Origin of the sequence: Streptomyces sp. NRRL S-920, from assembly GCF_000717945.1 — a bacterium.
In the GTDB taxonomy this organism is placed as follows: domain Bacteria; phylum Actinomycetota; class Actinomycetes; order Streptomycetales; family Streptomycetaceae; genus Streptomyces; species Streptomyces alboniger.
On record NZ_JODF01000005.1, the window covers coordinates 46,306 to 61,842 of the forward strand.

At 66.3% G+C, this 15,537-nt stretch carries 14 protein-coding genes and 1 pseudogene; 9 read left to right on the forward strand and 6 right to left on the reverse strand.

The window, feature by feature from the left end; genetic code table 11:
* Positions 1-695 precede the first annotated feature (695 nt).
* Positions 696-1,712, reverse strand: coding sequence for a hypothetical protein (locus tag IG54_RS0105675; RefSeq protein WP_051819295.1), 1,017 nt, complete (start codon positions 1,710-1,712; stop codon positions 696-698).
* Between the two features lie 216 nt (positions 1,713-1,928).
* On the opposite strand from IG54_RS0105675, the gene IG54_RS41905 reads away from it, so the two are divergent.
* The 4 genes from IG54_RS41905 (at position 1,929) to IG54_RS0105690 (ending at position 5,194) form a co-directional block, all read left to right on the forward strand.
* Complete coding sequence (locus IG54_RS41905) at positions 1,929-2,114, forward strand: hypothetical protein (protein ID WP_158708829.1); 186 nt, start codon at positions 1,929-1,931, stop codon at positions 2,112-2,114.
* A gap of 798 nt (positions 2,115-2,912) precedes the next feature.
* Positions 2,913-3,404: a hypothetical protein gene (locus IG54_RS39130; RefSeq protein WP_051819296.1), complete on the forward strand. Its 492-nt coding sequence runs from the start codon at positions 2,913-2,915 to the stop codon at positions 3,402-3,404.
* A 922-nt stretch (positions 3,405-4,326) separates the two neighbouring features.
* Positions 4,327-4,956, forward strand: a complete 630-nt coding sequence (locus IG54_RS0105685; RefSeq protein WP_030778084.1) for a hypothetical protein — start codon at positions 4,327-4,329, stop codon at positions 4,954-4,956.
* Between the two features lie 46 nt (positions 4,957-5,002).
* Positions 5,003-5,194, forward strand: a complete 192-nt coding sequence (locus IG54_RS0105690; RefSeq protein ID WP_030778086.1) for a hypothetical protein — start codon at positions 5,003-5,005, stop codon at positions 5,192-5,194.
* Positions 5,195-5,280: 86 nt separating this feature from the next.
* Here the strand turns inward: IG54_RS0105690 and IG54_RS39960 are convergent.
* Positions 5,281-5,427: pseudogene (locus tag IG54_RS39960) on the reverse strand (translocation protein TolB); the annotation flags it as partial.
* A 273-nt stretch (positions 5,428-5,700) separates the two neighbouring features.
* On the opposite strand from IG54_RS39960, the gene IG54_RS37690 reads away from it, so the two are divergent.
* The 3 genes from IG54_RS37690 to IG54_RS37695 are packed head-to-tail and all read left to right on the forward strand — an operon-like array spanning position 5,701 to position 8,232.
* Entirely contained in the window at positions 5,701-7,143 is a 1,443-nt protein-coding gene (locus IG54_RS37690) for a GNAT family N-acetyltransferase (RefSeq protein ID WP_234335996.1), read from the forward strand.
* Positions 7,133-7,756, forward strand: a complete 624-nt coding sequence (locus tag IG54_RS42810) for a hypothetical protein (RefSeq protein ID WP_234335998.1) — start codon at positions 7,133-7,135, stop codon at positions 7,754-7,756. The genes IG54_RS37690 and IG54_RS42810 overlap by 11 nt, the downstream gene beginning before the upstream one ends.
* Positions 7,753-8,232 (forward strand): ASCH domain-containing protein, encoded by a 480-nt coding sequence (locus IG54_RS37695; RefSeq protein ID WP_234336000.1) that lies wholly within the window; start codon positions 7,753-7,755, stop codon positions 8,230-8,232. The genes IG54_RS42810 and IG54_RS37695 overlap by 4 nt, the downstream gene beginning before the upstream one ends.
* A 244-nt stretch (positions 8,233-8,476) precedes the next feature.
* On the opposite strand, the gene IG54_RS0105710 is transcribed toward IG54_RS37695, so the two are convergent.
* The gene (locus IG54_RS0105710; RefSeq protein ID WP_234336002.1) at positions 8,477-9,571 is read right to left on the reverse strand and encodes a hypothetical protein; all 1,095 of its coding nucleotides are present in this window, start codon (positions 9,569-9,571) and stop codon (positions 8,477-8,479) included.
* A 130-nt stretch (positions 9,572-9,701) separates the two neighbouring features.
* The gene (locus tag IG54_RS39965) at positions 9,702-10,370 is read right to left on the reverse strand and encodes a histidine phosphatase family protein (RefSeq protein WP_078593773.1); all 669 of its coding nucleotides are present in this window, start codon (positions 10,368-10,370) and stop codon (positions 9,702-9,704) included.
* Between the two features lie 1,537 nt (positions 10,371-11,907).
* Here IG54_RS39965 and IG54_RS0105715 point away from each other — a divergent pair.
* Together IG54_RS0105715 and IG54_RS0105720 are read left to right on the forward strand one after the other, a co-directional pair.
* Positions 11,908-12,231, forward strand: coding sequence for a helix-turn-helix domain-containing protein (locus IG54_RS0105715; RefSeq protein WP_030778090.1), 324 nt, complete (start codon positions 11,908-11,910; stop codon positions 12,229-12,231).
* Between the two features lie 43 nt (positions 12,232-12,274).
* A complete protein-coding gene (locus tag IG54_RS0105720; protein WP_030778091.1) occupies positions 12,275-13,522 on the forward strand; it encodes a tyrosine-type recombinase/integrase in 1,248 nt (415 codons plus the stop codon).
* 77 nt (positions 13,523-13,599) lie between these two features.
* Here IG54_RS0105720 and IG54_RS0105725 read toward each other — a convergent pair whose 3' ends face one another.
* Both IG54_RS0105725 and IG54_RS0105730 read right to left on the reverse strand, forming a co-directional pair.
* Positions 13,600-14,109, reverse strand: coding sequence for a hypothetical protein (locus IG54_RS0105725; protein WP_030778092.1), 510 nt, complete (start codon positions 14,107-14,109; stop codon positions 13,600-13,602).
* 234 nt (positions 14,110-14,343) lie between these two features.
* On the reverse strand, positions 14,344-15,504 hold the full coding sequence (locus IG54_RS0105730) for a magnesium and cobalt transport protein CorA (protein WP_030778095.1): 1,161 nt from the start codon (positions 15,502-15,504) through the stop codon (positions 14,344-14,346).
* Positions 15,505-15,537 lie beyond the last annotated feature (33 nt).

Genomic DNA, 15,537 nt, shown 5'->3' on the forward strand with positions numbered 1-15,537 from the left:
CGGGAGTGCCTTTCAGCTCAGCTACTCAGCCGCGTAATGGAGAGAAGAGCTGGCTTAGCCGGTGGATTATGGTACTGACCTGGGTCCGGAGTGCCGGGCGGGTTTGAACCCACGACCTCTTCGTCCCGAATGAGGTTCGGGCAAGATCCGGACCTGCCTGTTTGACTTTTCCGCAGGTCAGGGCGTTGGGCTCGGTGGGTCTCGGGTGGTGTCGGGAGGGTTTGGGGAGCGGGTCGGCTCCCAGATAGCTCCCACGTGATGCGCCGAAGGCAGCCCCTTTTTCCGGCCGTGAACCTCAGCCGACCGGACGGCGGGGCGGCAGAAGTGCCAGGCTCGTCGCTGAGGGGCCTCATGCTGTTTGCAGACCGGCACCCAGCTCAGCTCGTGCAACAGGGCTGCGGGGTCAGCCTCATTCCCGGGCCTTAGTCTCGTACTCGTCCTCGCCGAGCTGATCGGTGAACGCCGCCTCGCTCCGCTTCAGCAGGAAGATCCGGTTGGCCCGTCTTGCCGGACCTTCCAATCTTGCGGCGGCGCTCCGTCACCTGCCAACGCTGACGTCGGTGTTCGAGGAATGCCTTCCACAGCTCCAGGCGATGGCGAGAATCCTTCGGCAACGTGAAGCGGAGGACTCCGAGGACAACGGCAGCCACCAGCACGGGTGCGGACGCCGGGTGGTCGGTGAGGAACGGCATGGATCAGCCCTTCCCGTCGCACAGGTCGAGCGAGGCGGTGCCCAGCACCACCCGGTAGGTGTCACCGTGGCGGGTAAATCCCGCGCCCTTGACCCCGGCCTCCCGGTGGGTCAGTGCCAGAGCCAGGTCGCGGGGTTCGGGATAGCCGGTCCAGCGGAACTCCCATGAGTCGCCGGCGCCCCAGAGCCGACGTACGGGACCGTGCCGGATCACTTCCGGTTCCTTCCGGCGTTCGACTCCGGGGCGCTCCAGAGGGTCCCAGGACAGACTGGTCGCCCAGCGGCCACACCGGTCAACCAGGTTGTAGCGGGAAACGAGACCTGCCAGCAGAGTGGTCGCTTCCCCTGAGATCGGGGGGACCGCTGCCAGAGCGCGGCGCTCGCGCGCGGTGAGGTCGTTGTCCAGCGTGAGATAGGGGTGTCGGGGCACGCGGCTGCGCCTGTTGCCGCGTCGGCACCCGGCCGGGTCACCGGTGATGGTCAGCAGTGCACCGGTGGGCAGATGGCGCAGACAGACGGAGCGCTGCCCATGGCACGTGTAGCTGACCTCGTGCCGTAGTCCGGGGACGCCGCGCGAGCCGGCCCCCTCGGTGGCCAGCAGCCGGGTGGCCACGTTCTCCGGGGCACGCTCCGCCACCATCACCAACTGGTCCCTGCGGGGCGACATCACAGGGTCGTACGAGGCGACAACCGAGTAGTTCCACCTCGCCGTCGGACCGGTGTACACGTTGCCGTTGAAAAGCGCGAGCGCCAGAAGGGCCCGGAAGGTGTGCTGGTCGTCCGAGCAGTGGTCCAGGCCCAGCCCGTGGGTGTCGCTGCTGATCGCGGATTCGGCGGCGGCTTCGCTTTCCCCGGTGTACTGGACGCGGAGCGGGATCCGCTCCGCGGGCGCCATGGCGTGGACAGGTAGTCCGCCCAACTCGCGCGCGGCGGTCAACCGTGCCTGCTGGAAGGGGATGACTTCCCTGGACTCGTGCTGGATGCGGCGCGCGAGTTTGACAATGTCCCTGTCGAGCGTCATGTCCGGCTCCCGATGGGCGTGCCTCAGTGCTCCCGCCCACTGCGCCCCATTAGGAGGAACGACAGTTTTCAATCACGCGCGCGCTACGGCACTTTGCGCCCTCAACCCTGGGTAGCTGCGGGAGGAACCCAGGTCCGACGTAACGGCGAGCGTGGTCGCCTAGCCGTAGCATAGCGTCTTGAGGGCGCACATGGACGACGTTAGAAAAGAGTCCTCATGGACGAACGTATGAGTCATTTCGACGGCTCCGTCTCCGCCCGCTACTCACGTCACCCCAGGCGCGCGCAGGCGCCCGTACACAGCCTGACCCAGCAGTGGGAGCTGGCGCTCGACGCTCGGCTCGGGCCGTGCTCCACGTCACCGGTGCGCGGGCTTAATGATCAGCTGCACGTACGTCAGTAGCAGACGAGGACTCTTAGAATGCGCCTCTCAATTGACCCAAGCGACGCGAAGCAGGTCAGGGTGTGCTCCGCTAGCGGAGCACACCCTGACCGCCTTTCAGTGCAGCCAGCTCGCTACTCCCATGACGCTGGCCGTCACCGTGCTCACGAACGCCAGCATTTTGAGTGGCGCGCGATCAAGGGTCACGTGCAAGGGGCCGCAACGGAGCTCGAAGGCCGGCCTGGGCGAGGGCGGCTCCGACGGGTAGGTGGGCTGACTGCCAGGAACAGTACGAGAGTTCAGTTGCTTGGGCACGGTTTCTCCGGTTCTTTGGGCTCACGGCACATGCCGGCCGTAAGTAAGTGGCTGGCTCGGGCATTCGAGCGCGCCCACCTTCGAGCACCTGCTGCCTAGCACCGCAAGTCACTCCGGCCCCCTTCCTGCCGCTGCTGTCGACCCTGCCCACTTCTGAAGCCAACGCCATACGGGCCTGACCTGCTGCTTCTTCACCACTCTGCGGCTTCGAGTCGAGCAGCCGAGCACATCAACTTCCGAAGGCCGTTCTGAGCCAGGCACGTTGCGACAATCACGGTTGTCCTCACCAGGCATGCCGCGACAACTATGGTTGTCCTCATGCGTTCAGCGAGCAGTGACGAGTCCTGGTTCGATTCGAACGCCTCAGCGGAGCCGTGGCGTTCGCCTTGCGCTGCCGAAGTCGGGCGAATACGAGCCCAGTTGAGAGATCTTGCCCGCAATGTCGCGGGATGGACATCAGTACGTGGGCAGGAATGTCTGGACAACGGACACCAACCCTCGGCTATGGCAGAGCTGTTCGCTGACTGGCAGCTCGCCTACCTGCACGCTCTGCGGCAGCTGCATGAAGCCACAGAGGTCCTTGCCGCTGAGGCTGCTCTGATGGGTGGGGGGATGGGAGCTACCTATGGCGATCTGGGAACTTCCTGGGGGATCACCAAGCAGGCAGCGCGTAAGAAGTGGCCCGGCGCGGTCGACGACGGCTCGGGGCAACCAGAGAAGATCACGGTAGAAAGGTACGGCGGGGCCGCCGAGATCACTTACCTTCCAGGCCAATGCGCTTGGGGCTGGACCGCTCACGGCGGCGACGGAACACGCCACGAGGTGGAGGGGGCGTATACAGACCGGTGGAAAGCAATGCTCGCGGCCGAGCACTTCCTTCAAGATCACGTCGATCCTTGGGGAGAACCCGATGTCCCGATGGCGCTTGGCGATCCGAAGAAGTGTTGGTGCTGGGATGGCGGCACCTGGACACAGGAGCCGACCAATGAGACGTGACGACGATGGGTGACGGCGGCGCTTTCGTGGAGCCGCGTACTGGATGGTGCTTGACCGCTCTTCCGGATCCGCGTCCCAAAGGCCCCTGACCTGGTGTTCCTGTAGTCGGGGTGGCGGGATTTGAACCCACGACCTCGTCCCGAATGAGGTTCGGAGGCTGATCTTGCCTGCGAGGATAACGTTTCCGCTGGTCAGTACCATGATTTTGGTTGGTCTCGCGCGGCGTGGAAGGGGCTCCTGGAGCAGGTGGGCTCCCATGAGGCAGAGGAGAGCGCCAGTCGCGTGTCGGTGATGGCACGCGAAGGCATGCGACCCGGAAATGGTCTAGACGATGAACGCGACCCGGTTCTCTGACCTGGGCTTTTGCTATGGGGCAGGTGTCGGGAATCGAACCCGCGCTCTGAGCTTGGGAACCGCCGGTACTTGAGAGCGGATTTAGCCTCTGAGCTGCGGTGATGCCCCCAATCATGGGGGCGTGGAAGCGGCCGTGGTGGGCCCCTATTGACCGCTGCTTACCGCCCTGAATGGCACGTAGTGGCACGAGGTCGCCAGCGACTCGGGGGGAGGGCGACGCGGGTCGCCTGCGCGCCCTTTCGATGTTCCTGCCGCACTCCTGTGGCGTGAGCATTTGCAGGAGCGATCCACCGCAGGGCTCGACACGCTTACCAAACGGTTGGGAGGCGGCCTTGCACTGAGGCGGATGCGGAGAGCATACGACCTGCCCTGGTGATCAGACCCGTGTTGATTTCCGGCAAGCTCCTACCTCACATCAGGAGGTGCCTGGAGCGGCGGGGTCTGTCGCATGCTCTGAGCTTGCAGCCGGCATAGCTCTAGTCCCCGAAGGTGCTGTCCCTGACTGGATGCGTTGCCGATTCGCAGAGACTCCCTATGGTGTGGTCCGCACGAGGACTAGACTCCTCCCATGTCCGAGTCCGCTGCCGCCATGTCCTGGATGGATGTCGGGCTCGTGGAGTCGTCGCTGAAGCTGTCCACCCCACAGCTCGACAGAGGGTTCGACGTCCCACTGGTCGACCTGATCATCGTGGATGGCCAGCATCGTTACGAGGCGCTGCTCGACCTGCGAATGGGTCGCCTTAGCCGAGAAGGAAGACGAGGCAAGGCGCGCAGCCTACTGGACGCGACGCTCTGGCTCTCAGGTGCCAAACGTGCACTTACTGAAGCGCAGAACCAGTGGACGGCCAGTGCACTCACTCGACGCCTGTTGCTCTCGGCCGAAGAGGCGACAGGGCTTCCCGCGATCACCACCCCGACGATCTGCGTTGACTCGGCTGCGGCTGTGGGGGACGGCCCTCTCCTGTCGTTGGGCGACCTGACGCAAGCAGCGGAGACGGTTGAGCAGCTCTGGCGCGTCGCGCTGGACCTGCTCGACGAACTCGTTTGCCCCCGCAGCCACGAATACGGCCCTCATGCGCCGCCACATGAGTCCTCCCCCTGCGGTGTGATCCGGCTCGCTGCGCCTCTGGTCCCTCGCGCGCCTGGGGAACTGGCGTGCTCGTCGGTTCTTTCCAGTCTTGGCGTGCTCGCCGCCTGACTCCCTCCGAGGCAGGTGGCTGCCGCCTGCTTCGAGAGGTACATCAGTGGACAGCCCCACCCTGTGGGTACTGGCCGTGTTCGGGTTCATCAGCCTGGTGTGCGTGATGGGCACGAAACTGGCCAGCGACGTCGAGGAGTTATTCACGGCGTGGATCGGCGTTTTCCAGCGGCTCCGAGAACGCTTGCGCCAACGTAGCCGGACGAATGACGAGGAGGGCGACGGGCAGCCTCACTGATCTACGCGGCGACGGCCCGGCGATGTGAAGGGCCCGGCGACGGCCGGGCCCTCAGCCATGGCGCGTGCTTGGAGGAGGCTTTACATGGTGGTGAAGTAGCAGATGTCCGAGCGGTAGTGGCAGCCTTCGCCGCCGTTGAAGAGCTTGGCGCCCGAGACCTGGTCACGGGTGGGGGTGGGGCTGCCGTCTGGGTCGGGCACGTTGGCCCAGGACAGCACGCCCGAGACCTCCGATAAGGCTCCGGAGAATGAACTGTTCCCGGCCACCGGGTTAGTGAAAATCATGCAGAAACGCTTTGGCGCTCGTCAGAGTCCGCGGTTCGGGATGTGCCCGGGCTCACGGCACCGCGGATCAGTGGGAGTGGCCGTCGGTGCGGTAGGCGCAGGCACGGGGAGGGCTTGCCGTGCAGGTCCGCTTTGGTCGCGGTCTTGGATCAGCACGCCTTTACCGGTATGCACGGACATGGCAGCCAAGGCCGACCGTACGTCGGTGTTCCGAGGGGGTTCATGGCGATCAAGGTGGTGCCTGCGTCAGAGGGGCAGGCTGAACTGATTGAGGCGGCCGTCGCGCTGGGGGACCGCAACACCAAAACGCTGGGGCACATGCCGCGTGGGGCCTATCCCAAGCTTGCCGCGGACGGGGGGCTACTCGTGGCGGTCGAGGGTGAGGAGGTGATCGGGTACGCACTGTTCCGCCTTCCGAAGCGGAGTCCGCATGTGGGCCTGGCGCACCTGTGCGTGGCGATCGAGCACCGAAAGAGGGGCGTGGCTCGACTGCTGGTGGACGCGATCAAGAAGCGCTATCCGCAGCGGCTCGGGATCAAGGCGAAGTGCCGTCGTGATTACTGGTTGAGTGCCATGTGGACGAAGCTGGGCTTCGTTCCGCGCGGCGAGGCTCGCGGTCGCGGACAGGATGGCGAAACGCTGGATGGCTGGTGGCTGGACCTGGGGCATCCGGACTTGTTTGCCGACGTGGAGAGCGACGCCCTCCTTGTGGTGACGGTTGACCATGGCGTCTTCGTGGATCTGCGAGGGCGCACGGCCGGGAATGCGACGAGTGAGTCGAAGGCTCTTGAGGCGGGCTGGCTATCGGACCTGGTGGAGCTGGCCTTCACGCCGCAGTTGCTCCATGACGTCCGAGACATCGGCGACATCGGTGACCGGAAGCAGCAGCGTGCCGCGCTGCATGAACTACGCCACCTCACGCCGGGCCAGGAGGCAGTGGTGGCACGGGTCGAGGACTTGGCGCAGGCGGCGAGGAATGCCTTCCCTGAGCTGCTGCTCGACACCGAGCTGGAGCGACGTCTGCGGTATGTGGCCGAGACGTCCTGTGCGGGCCTGCAGGTGCTCGCGACGCGTGATCCGGAGCTGACACGGCTCGCCGACGTGGCCTGGGAGGTCGCCGGGGTCCGCGTGGTGTCACCGTCTGCCGTGACCTTGCATGTGGACGAACTCCGGCAGGCCCAGGTATACCGGCCGGCTGACCTCATGGGCACGGAGTTTAGAACCGGCGAAGTCGTACCAGGGGCGGAGGAGGAGCTTGTCGGCTTCTTCGAGCAGTCCGGTGACGACAGCGGATCAGCGTTCGCGGACCGGCCGAGGCGGCTGGCAGCGGACACGGTGATGTGGCGGCGGGAGCTGCTGCGTGACGGGCAAGGGCGACCGGTGGCCCTGTATGTGTGGGCTGTGGACGGGCGGACGTTGACCGTACCGGTGTTGCGGACGGCCGCACACGCGCTGGAGCAGACGCTCGCACGCCAGCTCCTGTTCTTGCTCAAGCGCCTTGGACGGGAGTGCGGTGCCCGACTAGTGCGGATCACCGACGCCAGCGCGTCGTCGGCCGTCCGAGCCGCTGCCGGCGATGACGGCTTCTTTGACGACGGCGGTGCGCTGGTCGCTGGTTGTGGATGTGTGCGGGGCCGCGCACGAGGTCGGTGTCATGGCGCGTGAGATCGCCCAGGGCCTGGGGCGAGAGGCGTCTGTCCTGCCCTCCGGGCTGCCCGCAGAAGTGGCCAGCGTGGTGGAGCGCGCCTGGTGGCCTGCCAAGGTGGTTGACTCGCAGCTGCCGTCCTTCCTCGTGCCGATCGAACCCAGGTGGTCCACAGAGCTGTTCAATGTTCCTGCGATGCTGCTGCCGCGAAGCGACGTGCTTGGCATCAGCCGAGAGCACGTCTACTACCGCTCGTCCGGACACCGCGGCGAGAGTGTCCCGGCGCGCTTGCTTTGGTACGTCAGCAAGGGCGTGGCCGGCCAGGACGGCCAGATGGTGGTGGGCAGCTCGCGCCTGGACGACGTGGTCATCGACGAGCCGGACACCCTGCACTCGAAATTCGAACACCTGGGCGTATATGGTCGTGTCGAGGTACGTTCGGTCGCCGACGCGTCCGGCAATGCCATGGCGTTGAGGTTCTCGGACACAGAGATCTTCCCCAAGCCGGTGACGCTGCGGCGTTTGAACTCACTGGCCGAGAGCCTGGGACTACGGTTGTCGCTGATGTCGCTGTCGAAGATCAGCAACGAGCTGTTCCAGGCGGTCTACGAAGAGGGGCACCGAAGGACGTGAACGATCTGGAACGCGCGATGCTTCTGTCCGTCCACCCGCGTTTCGCCACAGCCATCCTGGCGGGAAGCAAGACAGTGGAGGTACGGCGTCAGCGTGTCGCTGCCCCGCCTGGGACGCCGGTGCTTCTCTACGCCACCGCTCCCACCATGGCGCTCGTGGGCATGGCGTGTATCGCCGCGGTCCACGTCGCATCCCCGCGGGAGGTCTGGTCGACGCACCGTGCCCGTACAGGGATCACTCGTAGGGAATACGACGCTTACATGAGCGGCGCCACGCAGGCCAGCGGGATCACGCTGGAAGATCCGGTGTCCTTCGCGGAGCCCGTCCCGCTCGGAACCCTGCGGGCTGCCGGCACCTTCCACCCGCCGCAGAGCTACCGCTACCTGAAGAGTGACGACCTGCAGCAGGTGGCCGAGGTCGCGCCGACCGCGAGCGCGGCGCTTCGGGGGCTGCTCAGCAAGCTGGTCCCCGCCTGATACCCGGCGCGCGCGGCCGTGCATGGAATCAACCGGTGTTCGAGGTTAGAGCTCCTCTGACCTGTGCGGATGCCCTCGGTGGCGCCGTGTGACGGCTGCCGCCGAGGGCTGGTGTTGACCGCTGTTTGCCGTCCTGAATGGCACGTAGTGGCACGGGACTGCTATGTGGCCCGCGAGCCGACGATCACGGCAATGGGAGCCTTCATGGGTGGCGAGCGGAAGGCCGCGCTACCCCTTGGTGGGCTCATCCGTTGTATCCCTTGGTGACGACGAACCCGGTCCCAGCGAGTGGCGCACCGACACTCGTCTTGGCCCACTCGATGAGTTGTTCCGGCTCCTGATCGAGCCGGTTCAGCAGGTCTGCGAGCTCATCAGCGTCTGGGGGTGTGGGCAGCTCGCAGCGAATCACGCTGCTCCCCGTCGCGGAGCTGTAGTCGTCGGCGTCCTCCTCCCTGGGATCATCGGGTTCCCAGCGGCCAATCTCGATCTCCCAGGTGTCTGCGCTGCCGTCTCCTGGCTGCGGCGCGTGAACTGAAAGGTAGCAGCGGTCAGCGTCGTATGGCTCAGCGAAGATCTCAGGGTAGGAGTGATCCACGTGCCCTCCTACCCCGGAGCAGCGAGAGAAGGCGGTGGCCAGTACTCGCATATCTGCGACGGCCTTCGCGCGTTCCTTCGAGGTGATTCCCCCTTCGAGGCTGTCCAGTCGCTCACGAGCCTCACGGCTCAACGCGCCCATGTCGCCGTCGTGCACCACAAACGGATGGTCGACGTCCCACAGACGCCGGCTCTCCGCGTCAGGGAGGGAGTCTTCCTCTGAGTCCTCGGCGACCGCCTCGGTCAACCCCCTTGCTTCCGCTTCCAATTCCGCGTTCACCGCGATCCGAACCGGCTCGGGCACCGCGAGCAAGGCGTCGTCCAAGTCGGCCAGCGCCTGGTGGAGCTCAAGACAGGCGTACTCGTACCACAAACTGTGCGTGCCACTGAGGAGTTCGGCACGCGAACCCCGGTCGGTCAGCGCGGCAAGATGCTTCGTCGGATACTCCTCCACGCCGCCGTCGCGTCGGTCGTAGACGCTCAGCGGGACGGTGGCGAGAGCGGAGACCCGGTTGAACGCGTCGGTGATCGGCTTCGCGAGCGCGGAGTCACCGACGCTCGTAACGGTCGCGGAAACGACCCCGTCCAGCCCCTGGTACGTCGCCAGGATCTGGGTCTTCCCGCGGTTCGCGTGCTGAGAGTAAATAGTCACAGGAACGCCTTTCGGCCAATAGCCGATGACGGCTGCATGGCCATGGAAGGTGTACGGAAGAGGCGGTGGCGAGGGTGTCTTCCGACGCTCCATGCCTTTGAAGAGACCGGCGGTGGCTCAGGTCCTGTCCCGAGCTCCGTGCCTATCCGCACCTTAGACGCCCGCCCGGGTGCGTAACAACCGGATCTGCCAACCTGGCCGCTCTATGGTCTCGTTCGCTCAGTCAGTGCAGACGCCTGGAGTAGCTGTTGGCGGGATGGTCAGTGGCGATGCCGGTCCCGCAGAGGTCTGCGAGTCGGCGCCCGATGTCCAGCAATGGGGCTGGAGAGCTATCAGTTCGACGTCGAGCGCATTCGGAGTTGCGACGACGCCGTGTCGATGGCGGCCATAGTGGCAAGGGAGCGACGGTCCTCAACGAGGAAGGTCGGTGAGGGCGAGCCTCTGCGGGCTGGTGGACGGGCAGAAGACGGATTTCGGCGAATTGCCACGTGGCCTTCGCGGCCGTGTTGAAGGCGGCGGGGCCTTCTGCGAGGCGGGTGAGGACGCTGAGAAGGAGCTTGTGGGAGACGGCCAGAAGAGGGCCGTGCTTCTGGGCGTTGCGGCGGAGGAATTCGGCGCAGTGACTGGCGCGGGTGTGGAGATTTGTGAGGCTCTCGCCGTCCTCGAAGCGCAGGGAGGGGTTGGTGAGACGGTGTTGTCGCCAGGCCCGGTAGGCGGGTGGGTAGGTGGCGGGTGTGCGGCCGAGGACGACGCTGGGCGCGCGCCATTCCGCCAGGAGGCCGGACGTCGCGACGATCGGCAGGTTCCTGACGTGCGCGATGATGGCAGCGGTCTGGCGGGCCCGGGAGAGCGGGCTGGTGACGATGCCGGTTTGGGGAACTCGGAGACGTATGGAGCCAGCGCACCGACGCTTCGCCGAGGGCGGCGAGCAGGGCGGCGGTGTGCTCCTCGGCTCGGGTCATGCGGGTGGTTGTTGCGGCGAGAGTCTCGCCGCCGGGCAGGGCGCGCAGATGCGGGCGGCCGGGAGCGGGGGTGTGCTCGCGGGCGATCCACGCGCGCCAGTCACAGGCCCAGGCGGCAGCGGTGCGGGGCGCCCACCCCGCCCGGTACGAGCGCCACTTCTCGTCGGCGATGCGCAGACCCTGCTCGCCGAGCCGGGCCCGCTGCCCGTCCTGGTCCAGCCAGGCTCGGGTGGCGTCATCGATCTGCCACTCGGCGGCGGAGATGAGCGGGGCAGAGCTGCTGCTCTTGCCGTTCACCTTTGGTTCACTACCGTTCTGGGGGCCGGAACCTGTGCCCCCGCCGGGCCGGAATCCGCTCCCCTCAGGGGGCGGAATCCGTTCCCCGAGGCCGCCCTCCGGTCCCCCTGCGAGGGCGGGGGAAGGCGCGGATTCCGGCCCTGCTGCGGTCGACTGCCCGCCCCCCTCTGCGGCCTGCTCGGCGAGGAACCGGGCGGCGTCGGGGAGCTTGTAGTAGGTCTCCCCGCGAGGCCCCTTCCGGTCGTCGAGCCGCTTCAACTCCCCGCTGAGGATCAGCTTGTCGATGGCGTTGCGTACGGCGGTGCGGGAGGCGTTCGCGCGCTTCATGAGGGCGGGCACGGACGCGTACGCGATGCAGCGACGGTCCAGGCACCGGTCGGCGATCAGGGCGAGGACCAGGCGGGCGGTGCCTTTGCTGCGGCTGTGGTCCCACACCCAGGTTCGGGCGTCGTGGCTCATCGGGTGGCGGCTCCTAGGGCAGGGTGAGGAAGGGGTGGGCCCCTTTCGGGGCAGGGAGGGGGTGTGGTGCGAAGTTCCCGGCTCGGTGTGTCGGCGGGATCCGCGGGGTGTGCAGGAGGGCTTCTTGCCCCGACGTTGGCACACCTGGTTTCCCGGGCCGCCGGAACCGGCGTTCCGGCGGCCTGACAAGAAAGCCACACCCACCCCGCGTAAGTCCAGGATTCCGCCGAGAAAGCACACAGCTCACGGCGAACACGTCCCTGCGAGGGGATAAAACCGTAGACCCAGATCCCCGGTCGCCCAAATCATTCGCGAAATTGGTGGGCTGAACCGGGGCAATGCGTCACTCATCGCAGGAGATTCCAGTCGCCCTGACGCTCAGGCTTAGGCGCTGGTCATGCCATATAAGTCGGCTTGGGCTCGTCGCTCCGGCAGATCTGATGCCCCGTTATTTCGGCAACCGGGGATCGCGTGCTATGTTTCGCCATTTTCTTGCGGCAGGGCGGTCCACGGATCGCTCACAGCAGACGGATGATGCTTCCCTTGTGGGGTGAGTGGAAGCTACAACTTACTCCGCTTCCACATGTTCCAGCGTGTAGCGCGAATGCTTATACACCACGATCCTCGGTTAGTGAAACCGGGGATTCTCTGGATCATTCTCCATGGCGCCCGCCCCCGGCTGTTGCGTCGCATTTCCCCTCCGTTGTAAAGGTGCCTTCTTTGCCCACTCGCGTATCACCGTCTCCCGATTCCCCGGCCGCCCGGAGCGCTGTCACCGGCGACCGGGCGTTCCTCGGCGTGAAGGAGGCGGCGGTCTACCTCGGCCTCTCGCCCCGCACGCTCTACGTCTGGCGGCATCGCCGACAGGGGCCGCCGAGCTTCCGGATGGGCGCCCGTGGGCGCGTGATGTACCGGATCGACGCGCTCGACGCCTGGATACGCGAGCAGGAGCTGGCCGACTCGCGCTGCAACCCGGATCTGAACCCGGTGAGTGCAGCCCCGCAGCGCCGCTCCGCCTACTCGGCAAGTGCCTGACTTCGTAGGCCGACAGCCCCACACCCCATCCCTAAGGAAGTACTTGGCCGGCTACATCGAAGATCGCTGGATCAACAAGAAGAAAGACCCCGTCACCCGCAAGCGGGAGCGCACCAGCCGCTACGGGAAAGGATCCCGCTATCGCGTAGCCGGCATCCCCGGTGTTCGGGACATGTCGTTCGACACGCTGGAGGACGCCAAGGCGTGGCTGCGCAGAGCCGGAACCGACAGCGAACGCGGCGAGTTCGTCGACCCGCGCGATGGCTCCATCACCGTCGCCGACTACGTCACGCGCTACTGGACGGCAGGCGTGCGCGGTGCGCCGGGCACGGTCAAACGCGTAGATGAACGTGTACGCCTCCACGTCCTTCCCCACCTCGGCACAGTTCCGCTGAGGGACATATCGGCGACCGTCCTACGCGGCTACATCGCCACGCTCGAAGGCGAATGCGCGCCGCGCTATGCCCGTCAGATCCTCGGGTCCCTCTCGAACATCTTCGAGACTGCCATCGACGACAAGCGTTTGGTACGCAACCCGATGCGCGCCAAATCGGTGCGCTGGCCCAAGGCGCCGGAGGACCAGCGGGAGGCGTGGCCGCTGGAGGTCGCGCAGCGTGTGCGGGACGCGATCAATGCGCGCTATCGCATTGCGGTCGTGGTCGCGCTCGGGTGCGGGCTGCGGCAGGGGGAGGTCTTCGGCCTCTCGCCGCAGGATGTGGACTTCCAGCGTGGGGTTATCCGCGTACGCAGGCAGGTCCAACTGCTCAACGGTCGCTTGTACTTCGCCCTGCCGAAGGGCGGCAAGACGCGCATCGTCGACATGCCGGAGTCGGTCGCCGTCGAATTGGCCGCGTACTTTCTGCGGTACCCGGCCGTCGAAGTCGAACTGCCGTGGGGCGGGCCAGAGGAGGAGCGCGAGAAGCAAGCGTTCCCGCTGATCCTCACCACGACGTACGGCAACGCGCTCCGAGCGAACATGTTCAACGACGAGGTCTGGAAGCCTGCCCTCGCCGCGGCCGGGGTCATCCCCATGAAGAAGCAGGGAGAACGCTGGAAGGCATCCCGCAAAGACGGCTTCCATGTGCTCCGGCACACCTACGCCTCGATCATCCTCGAAGCGGGCGAGTCCGTCGTCACCCTGGCCCGCTGGCTCGGTCACTCCAGCCCGACCATCACCCTCGACCACTACGCCCACTTCATGCCGGAGGCGGGCGGCAAGGGGCGAGCAGCCGTCGACGCGCTGCTCGGTGTGGTTCCTGAGTATGTCCCGGGCAACCTCGCCAGCGCGTGAGGAGATAGATGAACGGGTGGTACAGCACACGCTGTGCCACCCGTTTTGCTGCGCGGACTCTGCGGTGGTCCGCTGGGTCAGTCCGTCAGGCCCTTGCGGCGAACGCGGAGGGAGTATGTCCTCCGTCCCCCAGGTGGGCCACTGCTGCCCCAGCCGCCGCTCGTGGCCACGCCCCATCCCCGCTGTTCCTTCATCTGAGCGGCGAAGGCACGCAGATCGTGAATCTCGCAGCCGCATTCCAGCGTGACGTCGACGCTGATGTATGGGCTTCTAGGGCTGTCCTTCGCGTAGGGATCCGGCTCCCATCGCACGTCGTGGATGTGCTCCTTGAGACCGGTGCGCTCCTCGTCGTGCTTGATCCCGTGGGCCTTCGCGTACTCGTCCAGGTCGTCGATCACGAACAAGTGGCTCGACCACTCGCCGGGCCAGACGGCGAACAGGCGGGACTTGCCAGCTATGGCCCGCTCGTACGCGGCACGGTCATCTCCGTGTGTCAGCGTTCCGTCTTCGTGGACCTCGATGTAGCACGTCGTACGTGCGGTGTAGGGGAAGTCCTTCCCTACGTCCGCGGCACTCCTCGGTTCCAACCGGTCCTCCCCGTGTACGCGGTTCCGTGTGGCCGTTCAGTCAACACTCACCGTGACGGCGTACGTAGGGAAGTCGGCGGAAGTTGGCTGGTCGAGGCGTGCGGATTGGCTGGCGATGCGACGGCGCCCTGCTCCCCAGCGCCGCCCATTCTCCCCAGATTCTCCCCAGGGGGCTCCATGGAGCCTTCGGAGACATTCGCGTACGCGAAGTCGATCAAGCCTTTCGGTTCCCCGCTACAGCCAGTCCCGCCGCTTGAAGATGAAGTACAGACTCACGCACACCGCCGCCATCAGCAGGATCGCGAACGGATACCCGGCCGCCCACTTCAGCTCGGGCATCGTCTCGAAGTTCATGCCATAGATCGTTCCCACCAACGTGGGCGCAAAGAGAATCGCCGCCCAAGAAGAGATCTTCTTGATCTCCTCGTTCTGTTCGAACCCGGCCTCCGCCAGCGCCCGCATCTCCGCGTTCTGCTGCTGTGTCACCAGCGTCGCGTTGACCGTGAGGATGTCGGTCAGGGCCTGTCGGAAGCCGTCGACGCGTTCGCTGGTGTGGGTGACGTGGTCGGCTACGTCCCTCAGGTAGCGCTGGAGTTCCTCGTCCGTGCCGTACTTCGCGAAGCCCGCCATCAGTTGGTGCAGCATGCCGACCAGGGGGCGCGTCGCGCGTTGGAACTCGACCATTTCGCGGGAGAGTTCGTAGATGCGGCGGGAGACCTCGGGGTCGCCGCTGAAGACCTCGGTCTCGATCTCGTCGATGTCGTTCTGGACTCCCGCGACGACCGGGGCGTAGCCGTCGACCACCGCGTCGAGGATCGCGTAGAGCACTGCCTCGGGGCCGAGTTTGAGGAGGTCCGGGGTCTCCTCCATGCGACGGCGGACTCCGGACAGGTCGGGGGCCGCGGCGTGCCGGACGGTGATGACGAAGTCGGGGCCGACGAAGACATGCAGCTCGCCGAAGTCGACCTCCTCGGGGGCGTCGAGGTAGCGGGCGGCGCGCAGGACGACGAAGAGTGTCTCGCCGTACCGTTCCAGCTTCGGGCGCTGGTGGGCCTCCATCGCGTCCTCGACGGCCAGCTCGTGCAGGTCGAACTCGGCTGCCAGGGAGAGGAGTTCGGCCTCCGTCGGGCGGGCCAGGCCGATCCACGCCATTCCGTCCCGCTGCTCGCGCAGCTCCCTGAAGGTGTCCGCCAGGGAGGACGGCGTCGCCACGCGGACTCCGTCGCGGTACAGCGCTGCCTGCACGACGCTGCCCGCTTCCCGTCCGGCTGGCGCGGAGGCGGAGGGGGCGCTGTACCGCGTCTCGTTGGGCGGTGGTGCCGCCGGGGGCCGCGTCGCGCGCCGCCACGTGTGCTTCCTCGCGGGCGATGCCGGACGGGGTCGGCGCTCCGCCATGCTGGCCGCCTCCAGGTGGGTCGAGTGTCGAGA

What these genes read in the sequence shown, in the direction of transcription:
- IG54_RS41905 (WP_158708829.1), top strand. Translation starts at nt 1,929, where the DNA reads ATGGACGAACGTATGAGTCATTTCGACGGCTCCGTCTCCGCCCGCTAC.
- IG54_RS0105710 (WP_234336002.1), bottom strand. Translation starts at nt 9,571, where the DNA reads ATGGAGCGTCGGAAGACACCCTCGCCACCGCCTCTTCCGTACACCTTC.
- IG54_RS0105685 (WP_030778084.1), top strand. Translation starts at nt 4,327, where the DNA reads ATGTCCGAGTCCGCTGCCGCCATGTCCTGGATGGATGTCGGGCTCGTG.
- IG54_RS42810 (WP_234335998.1), top strand. Translation starts at nt 7,133, where the DNA reads ATGGCGCGTGAGATCGCCCAGGGCCTGGGGCGAGAGGCGTCTGTCCTG.
- IG54_RS0105730 (WP_030778095.1), bottom strand. Translation starts at nt 15,504, where the DNA reads ATGGCGGAGCGCCGACCCCGTCCGGCATCGCCCGCGAGGAAGCACACG.
- IG54_RS0105675 (WP_051819295.1), bottom strand. Translation starts at nt 1,712, where the DNA reads ATGACGCTCGACAGGGACATTGTCAAACTCGCGCGCCGCATCCAGCAC.
- IG54_RS37690 (WP_234335996.1), top strand. Translation starts at nt 5,701, where the DNA reads ATGGCGATCAAGGTGGTGCCTGCGTCAGAGGGGCAGGCTGAACTGATT.
- IG54_RS39130 (WP_051819296.1), top strand. Translation starts at nt 2,913, where the DNA reads ATGGCAGAGCTGTTCGCTGACTGGCAGCTCGCCTACCTGCACGCTCTG.